Genomic DNA, 16276 nt, shown 5'->3' on the forward strand with positions numbered 1-16276 from the left:
TGGAGAGGTGGCTGAGTGGTCGAAGGCGCCCGCCTGGAAAGCGGGTACATTGGGCAACCGGTGTCGAGGGTTCAAATCCCTCTCTCTCCGCCATTTTAAAAGATTTTAAGCCAGAGCATTCGACTTCGGCTTTTTATTTTGCTATAATTGATTTAGCCGTACTAGATGGGGAGGTAGCGGTTCCCTGTAACTTGCAGTCCGCTCTAGCAAGGTGGAATTCCCGCGATAGGTCCTCGCCTGTGAAGCTGTCTTTGGTTGGCGGCGATGAGATTTTGGTCTTACGCAACAGGACACTCCGAACCGTGTCAGATCTTGACGGAAGCAGCACTAAGGAGAGCGTTTTGTGTGCCGTAAGGTTGCCTGAATCGAGTTTGCTGACCAAGGTAACGTTCGGAGGCGATGGTTCGATCAAGGGTGTACGGCTATTTATGAATAAGATAAAGGTGGTCAACGTACCATCTTTTTTGGCACTACTCAGAAAGTATAACTGATAGTTAGATACTTTCTGGAAGGTCCCTTCTCGCCATCCGTGGCTACAGGGACACTCGGCCATCCATGGCCAACGCATAATTGCAACTAAGGCGACCGCCGTCGCCTAAAGGCTTGGCGCTAGCCGAGTTTTCTTTATATACGGCACACTCTATGTATGAGGGTGAAAGTATGGCTTATTTGGCACTTTACCGTGAATGGCGTCCAAGGAAGTTTAAAGACATCGTAGGGCAAGAGCATATTACGAAAACATTGGTTAATGCTCTAAAACAAGAAAAGATTGCTCATGCGTACTTATTCAGTGGACCAAGAGGGACAGGTAAAACAACTGCTGCGAAAATCCTAGCAAAAGCCTTGAATTGTGAAGAGCGGGATGGGGAGGAACCTTGCAATCATTGTGCTTCCTGCCTCAGTATTGACCATGGTTCAGCCATGGAGGTTTTTGAGATTGATGCCGCTTCAAACCGTGGAATTGATGAGATTCGCGATCTGCGTGAAAATGTTAAATTAAGTGCGATACAAGGTAAACATAAAGTTTATATTATTGATGAAGTACATATGTTAACAACAGAGGCTTTCAACGCCTTGCTAAAGACACTAGAAGAGCCTCCTGCACAGGTTGTTTTTATCTTAGCAACAACTGAGGTTCAGAAAATACCTTTGACAATTCTCTCGCGTGTACAACGTTTTGAATTTCATCGAATCTCTGTAGAAAATATCCAAAAACGATTGCTCCAAGTATGCACGTATCTAAATCGGCAGGTCAATCCCAGTGCCTTAGTGGTAATTGCTCAAAAATCAGAAGGAGGCCTTCGGGATGCCTTAAGTATTTTAGACCAATGTCTCCTTCAGAATGACCCGATTGGGGTGGAAGAAGTGTATCAAGTACTGGGGATGGTCGGTGAGACCTTTAGTGCCCAGTTAGTTGAAGCGCTGATCACCTCTGATTACGCTAAGAGCTTGAACTTTTTAACAGAAGGTATTCAGCAAGGTCGTGATCCTCGGCAGATTATCAGAGAACTCTTGGATTATCTCCGTCAAATGCTCTTGACCGGTGCTACAGGAAAAACACCTTTGGTTGCACCCCATATTAAGGATCAGCTGGTCAAACAGAGCCAACTGGTTGGAATCTCTCGAATGTTGCGTTGGATCTCCATTCTATTACAAGGAGAAGGTCAGCTCAAATATGCGTCTAACGCCCGGTTGGCTGCCGAACTCTTATTAGTTCAGACCATTCATGAAAGCGAACCAACGTCAACTAGTGGCCAGGAAGCAATTTTAAAGCGATTATCAGACATGGAACAACAGATCCATGGGGCACGTTTTGTTCGTGAGGTAATTCCTGAAAGGAAATCTCCTGTCAGCTCTAAAATAAATCCAACTCCGAACAATCTAAGCCCGTCTCCAAAGACACCCAAAGCAGAGGTCAAAACAGTTGATTCAGGTAACACCGCGGATGAGGCCAAACCCAACCTAAGAATAGAGGAGATTCAAGTGCGCTGGAATGACGTTTTGGATCAAGTCAAAAAGCGCAAGAAATCAACTCAGGCTTTTTTGCTGGAAGGGAAACCGATTCAACTGGAGGGTAATACCTTGACGATACTCTTTCGCGAGGGATGTTCCTTTCATAAGGATAAAGTTAGCCAAATCGAAAATCAACAGACGATCGAAGATGTCCTAAAACAGGTATTCGGAATTTCCTTAACCTTGCAGAATTTTATGGAAAATGAATTCCAAAGTAAGGATACACCTGATAGCCAAGAGTTGAAGACTCAGGAACAGACCTTGATTGATAAAGCCAAGGACATGTTCGGAGCGGATCTAGTGGTTGTCAAAGAGGAATAATATCAAAATAGTTTATAGGCTTTTATCATAGATAAAGCAAACGAAAAAATAGTGGATAGGATGTGTGTTAGAATGGCAGGTTTAAAAGGAATGGGCGGCGGCATGGGTGGCAATATGAGCCAAATGTTAAAGCAGGCTCAAAAGATGCAAGAGGATATGGCGAGAGTACAGGAAGAACTTCAGACTAAAACAGTCGATGCCTCCTCTGGCGGTGGAATGGTTCAGGTCGTAGTGAGTGGGAAAATGGAATTAGTTGAGTTGAAAATTAAACCTGAAGCTGTTGACCCAGAGGATGTAGAAATGTTGGAAGATCTGATTAAAGCAGCTTTAAACGAAGGGTTTAGAAAGGCCCAAGAAATGGCTAGCAATGAAATGGGTAAACTGACCGGTGGCTTAAAGATCCCCGGATTGTTCTAGGCGATTTATGGATTTCTTACAATACCCACAACCTTTGGCAGACCTCATTAGTAGTTTGGCTCGCCTCCCGGGAATTGGACCTAAAACAGCAGGGCGGTTGGCCTTTTACCTCATTCAACAACCCCGAGTTTCAGAAGATCTAGCACAGGCAATCGTTGTAGCTAACCGAGATATTAAGAAGTGTTCCATATGTTCGAACTTTACTGATCAAGACCCTTGTGGACTCTGTCAGAATACGCAAAGGGATCAAACATTGCTCTGTGTTGTTGAGCATCCGCGAGATGTTGTGTCTTTGGAGAAAACTAGAGAATTTAAAGGTCTTTATCATGTTCTTCATGGTGTCCTCTCGCCAATGGATGGTATTGGGCCGGAGCAATTGACCGTCAGCTTACTCCTGAAACGTTTAGACGGAATAGGAGAAGTCGTCATGGCCCTGAATCCTACCGTAGAAGGAGAGGCAACGGCCTTATATTTGGCTCGCTTGCTAAAACCTTTGGGAATTAAGGTAACTCGGATCGCACATGGTTTACCCGTGGGTGGAGATCTGGAATATGCCGATGAGGTAACCATTGCCCGGGCTTTAGAGGGACGAAGACAACTCTAATCCTGTATTAATAAAGCGTGTTCACTGATAAGTAAAGAATTCAGTGAGCACGCTTTTGTTCTTTGGTTCTAGCTAGATATGTGTTAGAAACTTTTATCTAACTTAGAGTTCTTCTTTGTCCAACGAGTGCATATTTATGGACTAGCACGGGACGAGGAGGAAAATGCATGACCCTGATCTTTCTTGGTCTGCTTACCTTACTAATAGGATTAGTTGTTCGTTCTACTCTGGGTAGGCCTAATTTATTTTTGAAGATTGGTATTCATATGTTAGGAGGAATCGTCGGCCTTTGGTTGTTCGATTTTCTGCTTAGTATTCTTGGATTTGCAGTGCCCATTAATTTCTTTACGATTGCCTTGGTTGGGCTTTTAGGGTTTCCTGGAGTTTTGGCCTTAGTTGTGCTGCAGTTTTTAGGAATCTGATTATCTAGATCTTTCAGTGCTGCTTAGGGGTAAGGCAATTGGAGATTAAACGTATCTGACTTATAATACTTGACAAAATATGTATTCACGAGTTATATTAATTGTGTATAAGTTGGCACTATTCAGAATTGAACTGAATTAGGTGCCATAATTTTTTCTTATGCCATTGATTTTTTGGCGATTTTGTGAGATAAGGCGAGTTATAAACCAGATAGCTTGTTGTAGAAGTGCTGCTGTTATGCTATGCTGTTATAAGACAGGGAAGACGGATGATTGGTAATATTCTGAAATAACAGAAGGGAATCATCCTACATAATCCCAAAAATTAAAATAAGCACATGATTAGGAGGATGAAAATAATGGCAAAAATGAAAACCATGGATGGTAACGAAGCGGCCGCTCACGCGTCGTACGCGTTTACGGAAGTCGCCGCAATCTTCCCAATCACTCCCTCTTCGACAATGGCTGAATTGGTCGATGAATGGGCTGCTTTTGGGAGAAAAAATGTATTTGGACAAACGGTTAAGGTTGTGGAGATGCAATCCGAGGGGGGGGCTGCTGGTGCAGTACACGGTTCACTCCAAGGCGGGTCTTTAACTTCCACTTACACAGCTTCACAAGGCTTATTACTAATGATCCCTAACATGTATAAAATTGCTGGTGAGCTTCTACCCTGCGTATTTCATGTGAGCGCTCGTGCCTTGGCAACCCATGCACTTTCAATTTTCGGTGATCACCAGGATGTTATGTCTGTGCGGGCGACTGGTTTCGCTGAGCTTGCTTCAAATAACGTGCAAGAAGCTATGGACCTAGCTTTTATCGCTCACCTCACCACGATTAAAGCTCGTGTACCGTTTCTTCATTTCTTTGACGGATTTCGTACTTCTCATGAAATTCAAAAAATTGAAGTTCCAGAGTATGAGGATGTTGCTCAACTATTAGATTGGGAGGCTCTTCAAGGTTTCCGTGACCGTGCGTTGAATCCAGAGCATCCAGTATTGCGTGGATCAGCCCAAAATCCCGACATCTACTTTCAAGGCCGTGAAGCTTGCAATCCTTTCTATGCTGCAATTCCTGATTTGGTTGAACATTATATGCAAGAGTATAAGAAACTTACTGGACGCGAATATCATCCTTTCCAATACTATGGTGCCGAAGACGCAGAGTATGTCATTGTGACAATGGGTTCGATTTGTGACACGGTTGAGGAAACCATTGATTACCTGTTGGCCAGAGGGGAAAAGGTTGGGGTTGTTAAGGTTCACCTGTACCGTCCGTTCTCCAGTGAATACTTCTTCAAAGTGTTGCCAACGACCGTTAAGAGGATTGCAGTGTTGGAGCGCACCAAAGAATCAGGCTCCTTAGGTGAACCTCTTTATTTAGACCTTAAAGAAATTTTCTACACGAGCGAGATTAAACCAGTAATTGTTGGAGGCCGTTATGGTTTGGGTTCTAAAGATACGACTCCTTCTCAAGTACTGGCTGTCTACAAGAACCTCAAGTCTGAAAGCCCTAAAAATGGCTTTACCATTGGGATTGTAGATGATGTTACCCATACTTCCTTAGCTGAAGACGAAATCATTGACACTGCCCCGGAAGGAACAATTTCCTGTAAATTCTGGGGTCTGGGTTCAGACGGAACTGTCGGAGCTAATAAGCAAGCCATTAAAATTATTGGAGATCACACTGAACTTTATTCTCAAGCATATTTCCAATATGACAGTAAGAAATCCGGCGGAAACACGATTTCTCACCTCCGCTTTGGTAAGAAACCTATTAAATCTCCCTATTATGTTACAGGCACAAATTATATTGCTTGTTCCAATCAAACGTATGTTTATAAATACAATCTTTTAAAAGGCCTTAAGAAAAATGGCATTTTTGTCCTGAATTGTAACTGGTCGGCTGAAGAACTGGATGAAAAACTTCCAGTCGCTATGAAGCAATCCATTGCCAAAAATAACGTCAATTTCTACATTATTGATGCAATAGCAATTGCTAATAAACTTGGTCTCGGTTCGCACATTAACATGATCATGCAAGCGGCTTTCTTTAAACTGGCTAATGTGATTCCTGTTGAAGAAGCTATCAATTATCTGAAAGCTTCGGTCGTAAAGGCCTATGGCAAAAGCGGTCAAAGCGTGGTGGATATGAACATTGCAGCAATTGACCAGGGTGTGTCTGCCTTTGTAAAGGTTGAAGTGCCAGCGTTATGGGCTGATGCAGACAATGCTCAAGCTCAAGCTGCTGCGGCAGTCGAAGAGCCTGCTTACATTAAGAATTTTGTTCGTCCAGTTAGTGCTTTAGAAGGCGATAGCCTTCCGGTCAGCATATTCTCAGGCAGTGAGGATGGAACGGTACCGCTGGGAACTTCTGCTTACGAAAAACGTGGTATCGCTGTCATCGTCCCAGAGTGGCAGGTAGAAGTATGTGTCCAATGCAACCAGTGCTCTTTCGTTTGCCCTCATGCGGCGATTCGTCCGTTCTTAATGAACGAGGAAGAAGTTAAAAACGTTCCGGAAACATTCGCAACCAAGAAAGCAACGGGTAAAGGGACTGAAGGCCTCCAGTTCCGTGTTCAAGTGAGTCCTCTGGACTGCACTGGGTGTGGTAATTGTGCAGAAGTTTGTCCGGCTAAAGGGAAGGCCCTTATCATGAAGCCAGCGGATGAGCAGACTGAACTTCAAGCTAAAAATTGGGAATATGCTACGACCATACCAAATAAGGGTAAGTATTTCGAACTCAGTTCAGTTAAGAACAGCCAGTTTGCTCAGCCTTTACTTGAGTTTAGCGGAGCATGCCCAGGTTGTGGTGAGACTCCGTATATTAAACTTATCACCCAACTCCACGGTGATCGCATGATGATTGCTAATGCAACGGGCTGTACTTCTATTTGGACTGGAAGTGCCCCTGCAGTTCCCTATACGACCAATGCGGAAGGTAAAGGACCCGCTTGGGCCAATTCGTTGTTTGAGGACAACGCCGAGTTTGGTTATGGTATGTACGTGGGCGTTAGCCAACTCCGCGAAAAACTTGTCAGTTTGATGGAGCAAGCATTGGAGATGGACATTGATGGCGAGTTGAAAGAGGCTTTCCAAGAATGGCTCAACGGCTGGAATGACGCAGAGGCCTCTAAAGCAGCAGCAGCTAAGATCCTTGCTGCTCTTCAAGGATACGCAGGGGACAACAAAGTCCTCGCTGAAATCTTGGTTAAAAAAGATTATCTCATTAAAAAATCTCAGTGGATTATCGGTGGAGATGGCTGGGCGTATGACATCGGATTTGGAGGGTTAGACCATGTCTTAGCTTCCGGGGAAGATGTGAATGTGCTTGTCGTTGATACAGAAGTCTATTCCAATACTGGAGGACAATCCTCCAAAGCGACGCCATGTGCCGCTGTAGCTAAGTTTGCGGCAGCAGGTAAGAAGATCCGTAAGAAGGATCTTGGTGTAATTGCTATGAGTTATGGTTATGTTTATGTGGCCCAAATCGCCTTAGGCGCGGACATGGCTCATACTCTCAAAGTTATGAAAGAAGCAGAGGCTTATAAAGGACCATCTTTAATCATTGCTTATGCTCCGTGCATCAATCATGGTATTAAAGCGGGAATGACTAAGAGCGTACAAGAGGCAAAGAAAGCGGTTGAGTCCGGTTACTGGCATCTCTATCGTTTCAACCCGGATCTGATAGATCAAGGTAAGAATCCATTTAGCCTCGATTCTAAAGAACCGACGAGTTCCTTCCGTGATTTCATTATGGGTGAGGTTCGTTACTCTTCCTTGCAGAGTGCCTTCCCAGAAAGTTCTGAGGATCTCTTTGTGGGTGCCGAAAAATATGCCAAGATTCGCTATGAATCTTACAAACGTCTTGCTGACCAAAAGTGGGACTAAAATCTAGTTGAGAATCAATTTAATTGATTTGTTTAAAAGAGCAGGATAACCTGCTCTTTTTTGCATTAGAATATGGTTATAAAGAATAAAGTAAAAATTACCAAATCTTTAAATTTTGATCATTGACGAATAAAACAATTAAGGATATACTAATGTCTTCGCAGGGAGGACTCCTTGGAAAGAACTAAGGAGTTCCCACGGTCTATTCTTATACTATTTTCTAAGCTATTTTGTTTGTGCGAACGGTATAAAACCTATAGATTGTGAATTATATTTTTTTTGTAGAAATGCGAATGTTATGCTATGCTATATAAGAGAACGGTCAGGTGGTCAGACCATTGATCCTCAACCATATTGTTTAAACTTTTCACAAACTAAATCCTAACACTTGGACTTGGGGAATAGAGCGGGGATCACCGTCCACAAAGTCTCAAAGTTAAATTAATTACATAATTAGGAGGGTACGAAATAATGGCAAAAATGAAGACTATGGATGGTAATGAAGCGGCTGCCCACGCGTCGTACGCGTTTACGGAAGTTGCCGCAATTTTCCCGATAACCCCCTCGTCGACGATGGCTGAATTAGTCGATGAATGGGCTGCTCATGGAAGAAAAAATGTATTTGGACAAACCGTTAAAGTCGTAGAGATGCAATCTGAAGCTGGTGCTGCTGGTGCAGTACATGGTTCACTCCAGGCTGGAGCGTTAACTACCACTTATACAGCTTCACAAGGCTTACTTCTAATGATCCCTAATATGTATAAAATTGCTGGTGAACTTCTGCCTTGCGTATTCCATGTGAGCGCTCGTGCCTTGGCAACCCACGCACTTTCGATTTTCGGCGATCACCAGGATGTTATGTCAGTGCGGGCGACTGGTTTCGCTGAGCTTTCATCAAATAGTGTCCAAGAGGCATTAGATCTAGGCTTTATTGCCCACTTAGCCACGATCAAGTCTCGCGTTCCTTTCCTTCATTTCTTTGACGGATTCCGCACTTCTCATGAAATTCAAAAAATAGAAGTGCCAGAATATGAAGAAGTGGCTCAATTAGTCGACATGGAGGCAGTTCAAGCCTTCCGTGATCGTTCTTTAAATCCTGAGCGTCCAGTTCTGCGCGGAACAGCTCAAAACCCTGACATCTATTTCCAAGGCCGTGAAGCATCCAATCCTTTCTATGATGCGATTCCTGACATGGTCGAGCATTATATGCAAGAATATAAGAAACTCACTGGTCGAGAATATCACCCCTTCCAATATTATGGCGCTGAAGATGCAGAGTATGTTATCGTGGCGATGGGTTCAATTTGCGACACAATTGAGGAAACCATTGATTACCTGCTAGCCAAAGGAGAAAAGGTTGGAGTCGTCAAAGTTCACCTGTACCGTCCATTCTCTAGTGATTACTTCTTCAAAGTATTGCCCAAAACCGTTAAGAAAATTGCGGTTCTTGATCGTACCAAAGAATCAGGCTCCTCGGGTGAACCACTCTATTTAGATATTAAAGAAATTTTCTATGCGAGCGATATTAAACCGGTAATTGTCGGTGGTCGTTATGGCTTAGGATCTAAGGATACAACTCCTTCTCAAGTACTGGCTGTCTACAAAAACCTCATGTCTGAAAGCCCGAAAAATAGCTTTACTATCGGGATCGTGGATGATGTAACCCATACCTCCTTAGTTGAAGACGAAACGATTGATACCGCTCCCGAAGGAACAATTTCCTGTAAGTTCTGGGGACTCGGTTCAGACGGTACTGTCGGTGCCAACAAGCAAGCGATTAAGATTATTGGTGATCATACAAAGCTTTATGTACAAGCTTATTTCCAATACGACAGTAAGAAATCTGGCGGAATCACGATTTCCCACCTCCGTTTTGGCAAAAAAGAAATTAAATCACCTTATTATGTGACAGGTACAAATTATATTGCCTGCTCAAACCAATCCTATGTTTACAAATATGACCTTTTAAAAGGTCTCAAAAAGAATGGCATTTTTGTACTGAATTGTCAGTGGACAATGGAAGAATTGGAAGAAAAACTTCCAGCTGCCATGAAACAATTTATTGCTAAAAATAATGTTAACTTCTATATTATCGACGCTGTATCAATTGCTGGCAAAATTGGACTCCGTACTCGCACTAACATGATTATGCAAGCTGCTTTCTTTAAACTTTCCAATGTTATTCCTGTTGAAGAGGCTATAGACTATCTAAAAGCTTCTGTTGTGAAGTCCTATGGTAAGAAGGGCCAAAACATTGTGGACATGAACATTGCGGCGGTTGATCAAGGAGTGTCTTCCTTTGTTAAAGTCGAAGTACCTGCTTCCTGGGCTAATGCAGACAATGCGCAAGCTCAAGCTGCTGCAACGGTTAACGAGCCTGCTTACGTAACTGATATTCTTCGTCCAGTGAATGCTATGGAAGGAGATAATCTCCCAGTTAGTACATTCGTTGGCCGTGAAGATGGAACAGTACCGTTGGGAACTGCTGCTTACGAAAAACGTGGCATTGCTGTCATTGTTCCAGAGTGGCAGATGGATAAGTGTATTCAGTGTAACCAATGTTCTTATGTTTGCCCACACGCAGCGATTCGCCCGTTCCTATTGAACGAGGAAGAAGTCAAAAACGCTCCGGAAACCTTCACAGTTAAGAAAGCGATTGGCAAAGAGGCGACTGGACTCCAATTCCGTGTTCAAGTAAGTCCATTAGATTGCACAGGTTGTGGTAATTGCGCAGAGGTTTGTCCGGCAAAAGAAAAGGCTCTCGTTATGGAGCCAGCATCTGAGCAAGTCGAACGTCAAGCTGGGAACTGGGAGTATGCAGTTACTCTTAAAAATAAGAGCAACCTGTTTAACTTGACGACAGTTAAAGCTAGCCAATTTGTTCAACCTTTACTGGAGTTCAATGGAGCCTGCCCAGGTTGTGGGGAGACTGCTTATATTAAACTTATTACCCAACTTTATGGCGACCGCATGATGATTGCTAATGCTACGGGTTGTACTTCTATCTGGTCTGGAAGCGCTCCTGCAGTTCCCTATACGACCAACGAAGAAGGCAAAGGACCGACTTGGGCCAACTCCTTATTTGAAGACAACGCCGAGTTTGGTTATGGTATGTCCGTGGGCGTTAGTCAACAACGTGGAAAACTAGCTGATCTGATGAAGCAAGCGTTAGAGCTTGAAATTAGTTCTGAGTTCAAAGCTGCTTTCCAGGAGTGGCTCGAAGGTTCCGATGATGCAGATGTCTCCAAGGCAGCTACCACAAAGATTTTGGCGGGTCTCAAAGGATACGCCGGTGATAACAAAGTCCTTGCTGAAATCGCAGCAAAGAAAGATCATCTCATCAAAAAATCTCAGTGGATTATCGGTGGAGATGGTTGGGCGTATGATATCGGATTCGGGGGATTAGACCACGTCTTAGCTTCCGGAGAAGATGTGAATGTGCTAGTTGTCGACACTGAAGTTTACTCTAATACTGGTGGACAATCCTCTAAATCTACTCCTTGCGCTGCAGTAGCTAAGTTTGCGGCAGCAGGTAAGAAGATTCGCAAAAAAGACCTAGGTGTTATTGCCATGAGTTATGGTTATGTTTATGTAGCCCAAATCGCTTTAGGTGCCGATATGGCTCATACTCTTAAAGTTATGAAAGAAGCAGAAGCCTATAAAGGACCTTCTTTGATCATTGCTTATGCTCCCTGTATTAACCATGGTCTCAAGGCAGGAATGACTAAGAGTGTCCAAGAGGCTAAGAAAGCGGTCGAATCCGGTTACTGGCATCTTTATCGTTTCAACCCAGACTTGATGGAACAAGGTAAGAATCCATTTAGCCTCGATTCCAAAGAACCGACAACTTCCTTCCGTGAGTTTATTATGGGCGAAGTACGTTACTCTTCCTTGCTAAATACCTTCCCAGAAAGTGCAGAGGAACTCTTTGTGGGTGCTGAAAAGTACGCTAAGATGCGTTATGATTCCTACAAACGTCTTGCTGACCAAAAGTGGGACTAAAAATTTAATCAACCAGTTTTTCTATAGATATTGATTTGAAAGAGCAGCTAACCCTGCTCTTTCTTTTATTTTGCCAAGCATAAAGTATTAATTTATATTTTAGAGAAACCAGCAGATTAGCAGTATAAAATAGAACTAAATACCAGAAGATAAAAGGTAAATCCTGTGCTATTCTATAATCTATCGATCGATGATCTACAGCTAGAAGTACAGAAAGTAATGTGGGGATGAGATGTATCATCATGGGAAACTTTTTTTGGTCTAATACAATCTGGTATATATTACTGAGTTGTTTAACAGTTGTGGAATTGATCGTTGTTTTTGTCAGGCAAGAAAAGCGAAAGTTCGTTTTAGCTTATTACTTAACTTTAACTGGAACAACCCTATTTTTTGAAACTATTCTTTTCATCGTATTTAGAGCTTATTATTACTACCCGATGATAATACAAACCTCATCATTTGATGATGCCCTTGCGGGTAATCTTTTTTCACAGTTTTCTCTTGGAGCGACAGCATTGTTAGTAGCAGTATTCAATCTAGGTAATTATTGGATTATCTTGTTTGCCGGCATTTATGGAATAATAGAAGAACTGTTTTTAGCATTGGGCATCTATAAACATTATTGGTACCAAACTTGGATGACGGTGTTCTTGATGACCATATTTTTCTGGTGGGCTAAAAAGTATTACTTAAAAAACCTGAAAGGTGTTAAACCACTTTGGCACTACCTCAATATATTTTTGGCATTATTTTCTTTGGATGTTATTACAGTACTTTGGGGATTTATTCTGTCCGGTAAACAAAATTATAGTACCAAGTTCATACCTGATCCAGCAGGTAGTCCGTACGTGCTGTCAGTGCTTTATTATGTTCTTCTAGCATGTACTCTGTTGTTAGCCGATTATTTTAAGCTTAGCTGGCGCTGGAGGGTTATAGTAATTTTGGCTCTATACGGCGTTAATTACATAGCCTGTCAGCTAGGAATTTTTTATATAAAAGAAGGTTGGTTTCTTATTTTCTCTACTGTAAGTATTTTCAGCATGTACTTTTCAATTATTTTTCTTAATCATTTATATCAAAAAAAATAAATTTGTGTAAAATTCTACTTCGTTAGATTATCTAAAACGAAGGAGGTTAATATGGAAGACGCTCTACTCACCTTGATTGTTTTAATAATTAGTTGGAGATGGGCTGATTGGAGACATTGGAAACAATATTACCCGACTATCCTATTTTGGTCATTAGGTAATACTATTTACTGTTATCTCACTGTTGACAAACCCCTCTGGAAATTCACCACAATTATACCTTCATCATTAGCTAATATTATTATGGCCTTAGTAATTTTCCCCTGTGTCGGCTTATTGTTTTTACCTTATTTTCCAAAGCAAACTATCCTGAAGAAATTTCTTTATATTTGTTCCTGGACATTTATCTTCTCATTAATAGAGTGGTGGGCCTTGAAAATCAATCATTTTGCTCATTATAATAAATGGAATTTAACATTATCTATAATTTTTAATTTGGGAATGTTTACTTTGATCCAAATTCACTACAAGGAGCCGCGTTGGGCTTGGTTAATTTCACTTGTCACAGCGATCTTTATTATGAAATATTTTGAGATTCCCTTAAAAGCATAAAAGGGAGACTTAGGCTTTTTGTAGACTTGCGTCAAATATATGTGCAGGTTATTATTCATTTTGCATTTTATATTAAATTTTATAATAATTGCATTTGTACATATAAGAGCATTTCACACAGATGTAGTGAAATGCTCTTATATTATTATCCTGTAATTGCTAATGGACTTAGGGGTTGGGTTTTTTCTAATGGTGAAGAGGGCCAAAGACTTGCGCATAATCAACTTGTTGTCGGACAAAATAAGTTTGATAAGGAGGGGAAAACGTGCCCAGTTGGTTGAAAATGATTAAAGAACTCACTATTCGCCCTAAGGTACAGCAGATACGAAAACCTCCCGAGTATTCTTTTGACGAGGATATGAATAAGACTTTATCTGGGCAAACAGTGAAGGAAATCTTATCGAAGAGTAGCGATGTTGTATTCCGGGAATTTTTCCTCCAAGGAAAAGAGCGTATTCCTTGTATGCTAACAGCAGTCGATGGGCTGGTGGATAAAAATCAACTGGATTTCTTTGTTTTAAAGACACTGATGGTGGATTTGGCAGGACATCCCGAAATGGCCCAACTGACAATAGCAAATGTCGTTGATAAAACACTCCAGAGTATTCTTCCAGGCCTTGAATTTAGAAAAGTTTCTAAAATGGGAGAAGCAATTAATGCGATTTTGTCCGGAGATGCGGTTATTTTCTTCGGAGAGTCTAAAGAAGCGCTCGTTTTTGGGGCCAGGGGGTGGGCTAATTCTGGCATTAATGAACCCGTCGCGGAATCGGTCATTAAAGGTCCACATGAAGGATTTACGGAGACCCTTCGAATTAATACTTCTATGTTGCGGCGCAAGATTAAACACCCTTCCTTACGTTTAATTTCCTTAAAAGTTGGAGATTTAACGAATACTGATCTTGTGGTTGCCTATATGGATAAAATCGCAAGTCCGGATATTGTCTCAGAGGTTCTGAGGAGAGTGAGTAGGATTAAGATGGATGGGGTGTTAGGGAATGGATATATTGAAGAAATGATTGAAGATTTCCCCTATTCTCCCTTTCCGCAGATTGCCTATACAGAGCGCCCAGATGTCTTAGCAGGAAAACTTCTCGAAGGGAAAGTAGGTATTATTCTTGATGGAACCCCTATTGTTCTAGTGGTGCCAGCAATTCTAACTCAGTTTTTAAATGTGAATGAAGATTACTACCAACGGGCCATGACAGCAATCCTTTTTCGCTTTGTTCGTTATGTTGGCGCGATGGTTGCCGTCTTGGCCCCTAGTGTCTATATTGCAGTTACGACGTTTCATCAGGAAATTATACCGACAGATCTCTTAATGAGTATATCGGCAGGTCGTCAAGGAGTGCCTTTTCCGGCCCTATTAGAGGCCTTGATTATGACAGTTGTTTTAGAAATATTACAAGAAGCGGGGCTCCGCTTACCAAAACCGATTGGACAGACAATTGGTATTGTCGGAGCACTTATCATGGGAGATGCGGCAGTGAAGGCCAGTTTGGTGAGTCCTTTGATGGTTATCGTCATTGGTATTACAGCTGTAGCAAGCTATGCTATCCCCTATTACGATTTAAGTCTGGCCGTTCGGCTCACTCGCTTTCCACTAATGATTCTAGCGGGAGTTCTTGGTTTTTTTGGAGTATCTGTCGGTCTTTATGCAGGCCTAATTCATCTCCTAAGTCTCCGTTCTTTTGGAGTGCCGTATACTAGCCCGTTTGCCCCGTTGCGAATCCGAGCTTTATTGCAAGATACGCTTGTACGGGCACCGTGGTGGGCAATGAAACGTCGTCCTCAACTTCTAGACGTGGATGAGCCTAAATCAGGAGGGAAAGGTAAAGGGTAACATGGAAAGAATCTCGCCACATCAATTTTTGACATTAGGAGCGGCTGTACTAATGGGCGGAACCTTTCTTCCCCTAGCAACCTTTGTGACTGCAGCTGGTGGACGAGATGGCTGGATGACGGTTTTACCGGGATTAGTCGTGGCAATTCCTTATGGGCTGATGATACTTTCACTTTTGTCAAAGTATCCGCAGAAAAATTTATTACAGATTTCTGAAAGATTATTCGGGAAATGGGTAGGGAAAATTATAGGTGTTATTTATATGATAATTTCGGGTTATTATGGTGGATTAATGTTAGCTGTCATCGGGCAGATCTTTGAGCAATCAATTATAGCGTTAACGCCTCGTTGGGTGTTTTACTTAGGTGGTCTGATGCTCGTATTTTACCTAGCTGAAAATGGAATTGAAGTATTTGCTCGTTTTTCTGAAGTGGTCTTTCCTCTGATCGTAATCGCGATGGTTTTGAATATTGGTCTCTCAATACAAAGGATTGAACCAGGTGAACTTATGCCTATTTTAAGCGAGGGATTAAAACCACTAATTTTTGGGGTGCTCAAAGTAATACCATTTCCAATGGAATATATCCTCTTCTTAGCGGGAATTATTAAGTTTCTACCTTCTGGTAAACAAGCGTTGGTACATTTGAAGGTTGAGGTCTGGCGAACTGTTTTCCTGGTAGGAATTTTAGATATGTTGGTAGTCTTAATTCAAATTCTTGTCTTTGGACCACAAGAAACAGTTCGTTTGAGCTTTGGTTTACTTGTATTAGGAAAGATGGTGGAAATAAGTCGGACGATTGCTGGAGTTGAGTCTTTGTTTATGATGGTTTGGCTTGGAGCTTTAGTAATAAAAAGTTGTGCTTTTTTTTTCATGACAACTTGGGCTCTGGAAACCGTGTTAAATTTGAAAGGGTTAAAATGGAGAGTTGCTGTGAGTGTCATATTTTTAGGAATTGCGTTCGGATTTTTGAGAGGGACTTCTTTAACGAAGGAAGCTTCAATCGTAGAAAGTTATCTAATCTTGCCCTTTGCATTCGTCTGGATTCCGACCCTTTGGGGGGCTGCGCGCTGGAAATGTGAAACAAATGTTCGGTAAAATTGAACTTAAAAAAGGGCTGCTGAAGAAC

Annotated in this window: 10 protein-coding genes, 1 tRNA gene and 1 other RNA gene; all 12 read left to right on the top strand. The window is 42.1% G+C overall.

The features are described from left to right. Position 1: 1 nt before the first annotated feature. A tRNA-Ser gene (locus DOT_RS26370) sits at positions 2-93 on the top strand. A 63-nt stretch (positions 94-156) separates the two neighbouring features. Next, an RNA gene (ffs, locus tag DOT_RS26375) (signal recognition particle sRNA large type) lies at positions 157-422 on the top strand. 238 nt (positions 423-660) lie between these two features. Continuing rightward, complete coding sequence (gene dnaX, locus DOT_RS26380) at positions 661-2334, top strand: DNA polymerase III subunit gamma/tau (RefSeq protein WP_009624683.1); 1674 nt, start codon at positions 661-663, stop codon at positions 2332-2334. A gap of 72 nt (positions 2335-2406) precedes the next feature. Beyond that, on the top strand, positions 2407-2751 hold the full coding sequence (locus tag DOT_RS26385; protein WP_009624684.1) for a YbaB/EbfC family nucleoid-associated protein: 345 nt from the start codon (positions 2407-2409) through the stop codon (positions 2749-2751). Positions 2752-2758: 7 nt separating this feature from the next. After that, positions 2759-3355, top strand: coding sequence for a recombination mediator RecR (recR, locus tag DOT_RS26390; RefSeq protein WP_009624685.1), 597 nt, complete (start codon positions 2759-2761; stop codon positions 3353-3355). Positions 3356-3522: 167 nt separating this feature from the next. After that, the gene (locus tag DOT_RS26395) at positions 3523-3777 is read left to right on the top strand and encodes a pro-sigmaK processing inhibitor BofA family protein (RefSeq protein WP_009624686.1); all 255 of its coding nucleotides are present in this window, start codon (positions 3523-3525) and stop codon (positions 3775-3777) included. A 359-nt stretch (positions 3778-4136) separates the two neighbouring features. Continuing rightward, on the top strand, positions 4137-7667 hold the full coding sequence (gene nifJ / locus DOT_RS26400; RefSeq protein WP_009624687.1) for a pyruvate:ferredoxin (flavodoxin) oxidoreductase: 3531 nt from the start codon (positions 4137-4139) through the stop codon (positions 7665-7667). Between the two features lie 471 nt (positions 7668-8138). Continuing rightward, positions 8139-11669, top strand: a complete 3531-nt coding sequence (gene nifJ / locus DOT_RS26405) for a pyruvate:ferredoxin (flavodoxin) oxidoreductase (protein WP_009624688.1) — start codon at positions 8139-8141, stop codon at positions 11667-11669. A gap of 302 nt (positions 11670-11971) precedes the next feature. After that, positions 11972-12757, top strand: coding sequence for a hypothetical protein (locus DOT_RS26410; protein ID WP_242833919.1), 786 nt, complete (start codon positions 11972-11974; stop codon positions 12755-12757). Between the two features lie 51 nt (positions 12758-12808). Further along, a complete protein-coding gene (locus DOT_RS26415) occupies positions 12809-13309 on the top strand; it encodes a CBO0543 family protein (RefSeq protein ID WP_009624691.1) in 501 nt (166 codons plus the stop codon). A gap of 265 nt (positions 13310-13574) precedes the next feature. Continuing rightward, positions 13575-15149 carry a spore germination protein gene (locus DOT_RS26425; protein WP_009624693.1) on the top strand — a complete coding sequence of 525 codons (1575 nt, stop codon included), beginning with the start codon at positions 13575-13577 and terminating at the stop codon, positions 15147-15149. A gap of 1 nt (position 15150) precedes the next feature. Further along, positions 15151-16245 (top strand): endospore germination permease, encoded by a 1095-nt coding sequence (locus tag DOT_RS26430; RefSeq protein ID WP_040413530.1) that lies wholly within the window; start codon positions 15151-15153, stop codon positions 16243-16245. Positions 16246-16276: the final 31 nt, after the last annotated feature.

The sequence above is a fragment of the Desulfosporosinus sp. OT genome, from assembly GCF_000224515.1.
Taxonomy (GTDB): Bacteria; Bacillota; Desulfitobacteriia; order Desulfitobacteriales; family Desulfitobacteriaceae; genus Desulfosporosinus.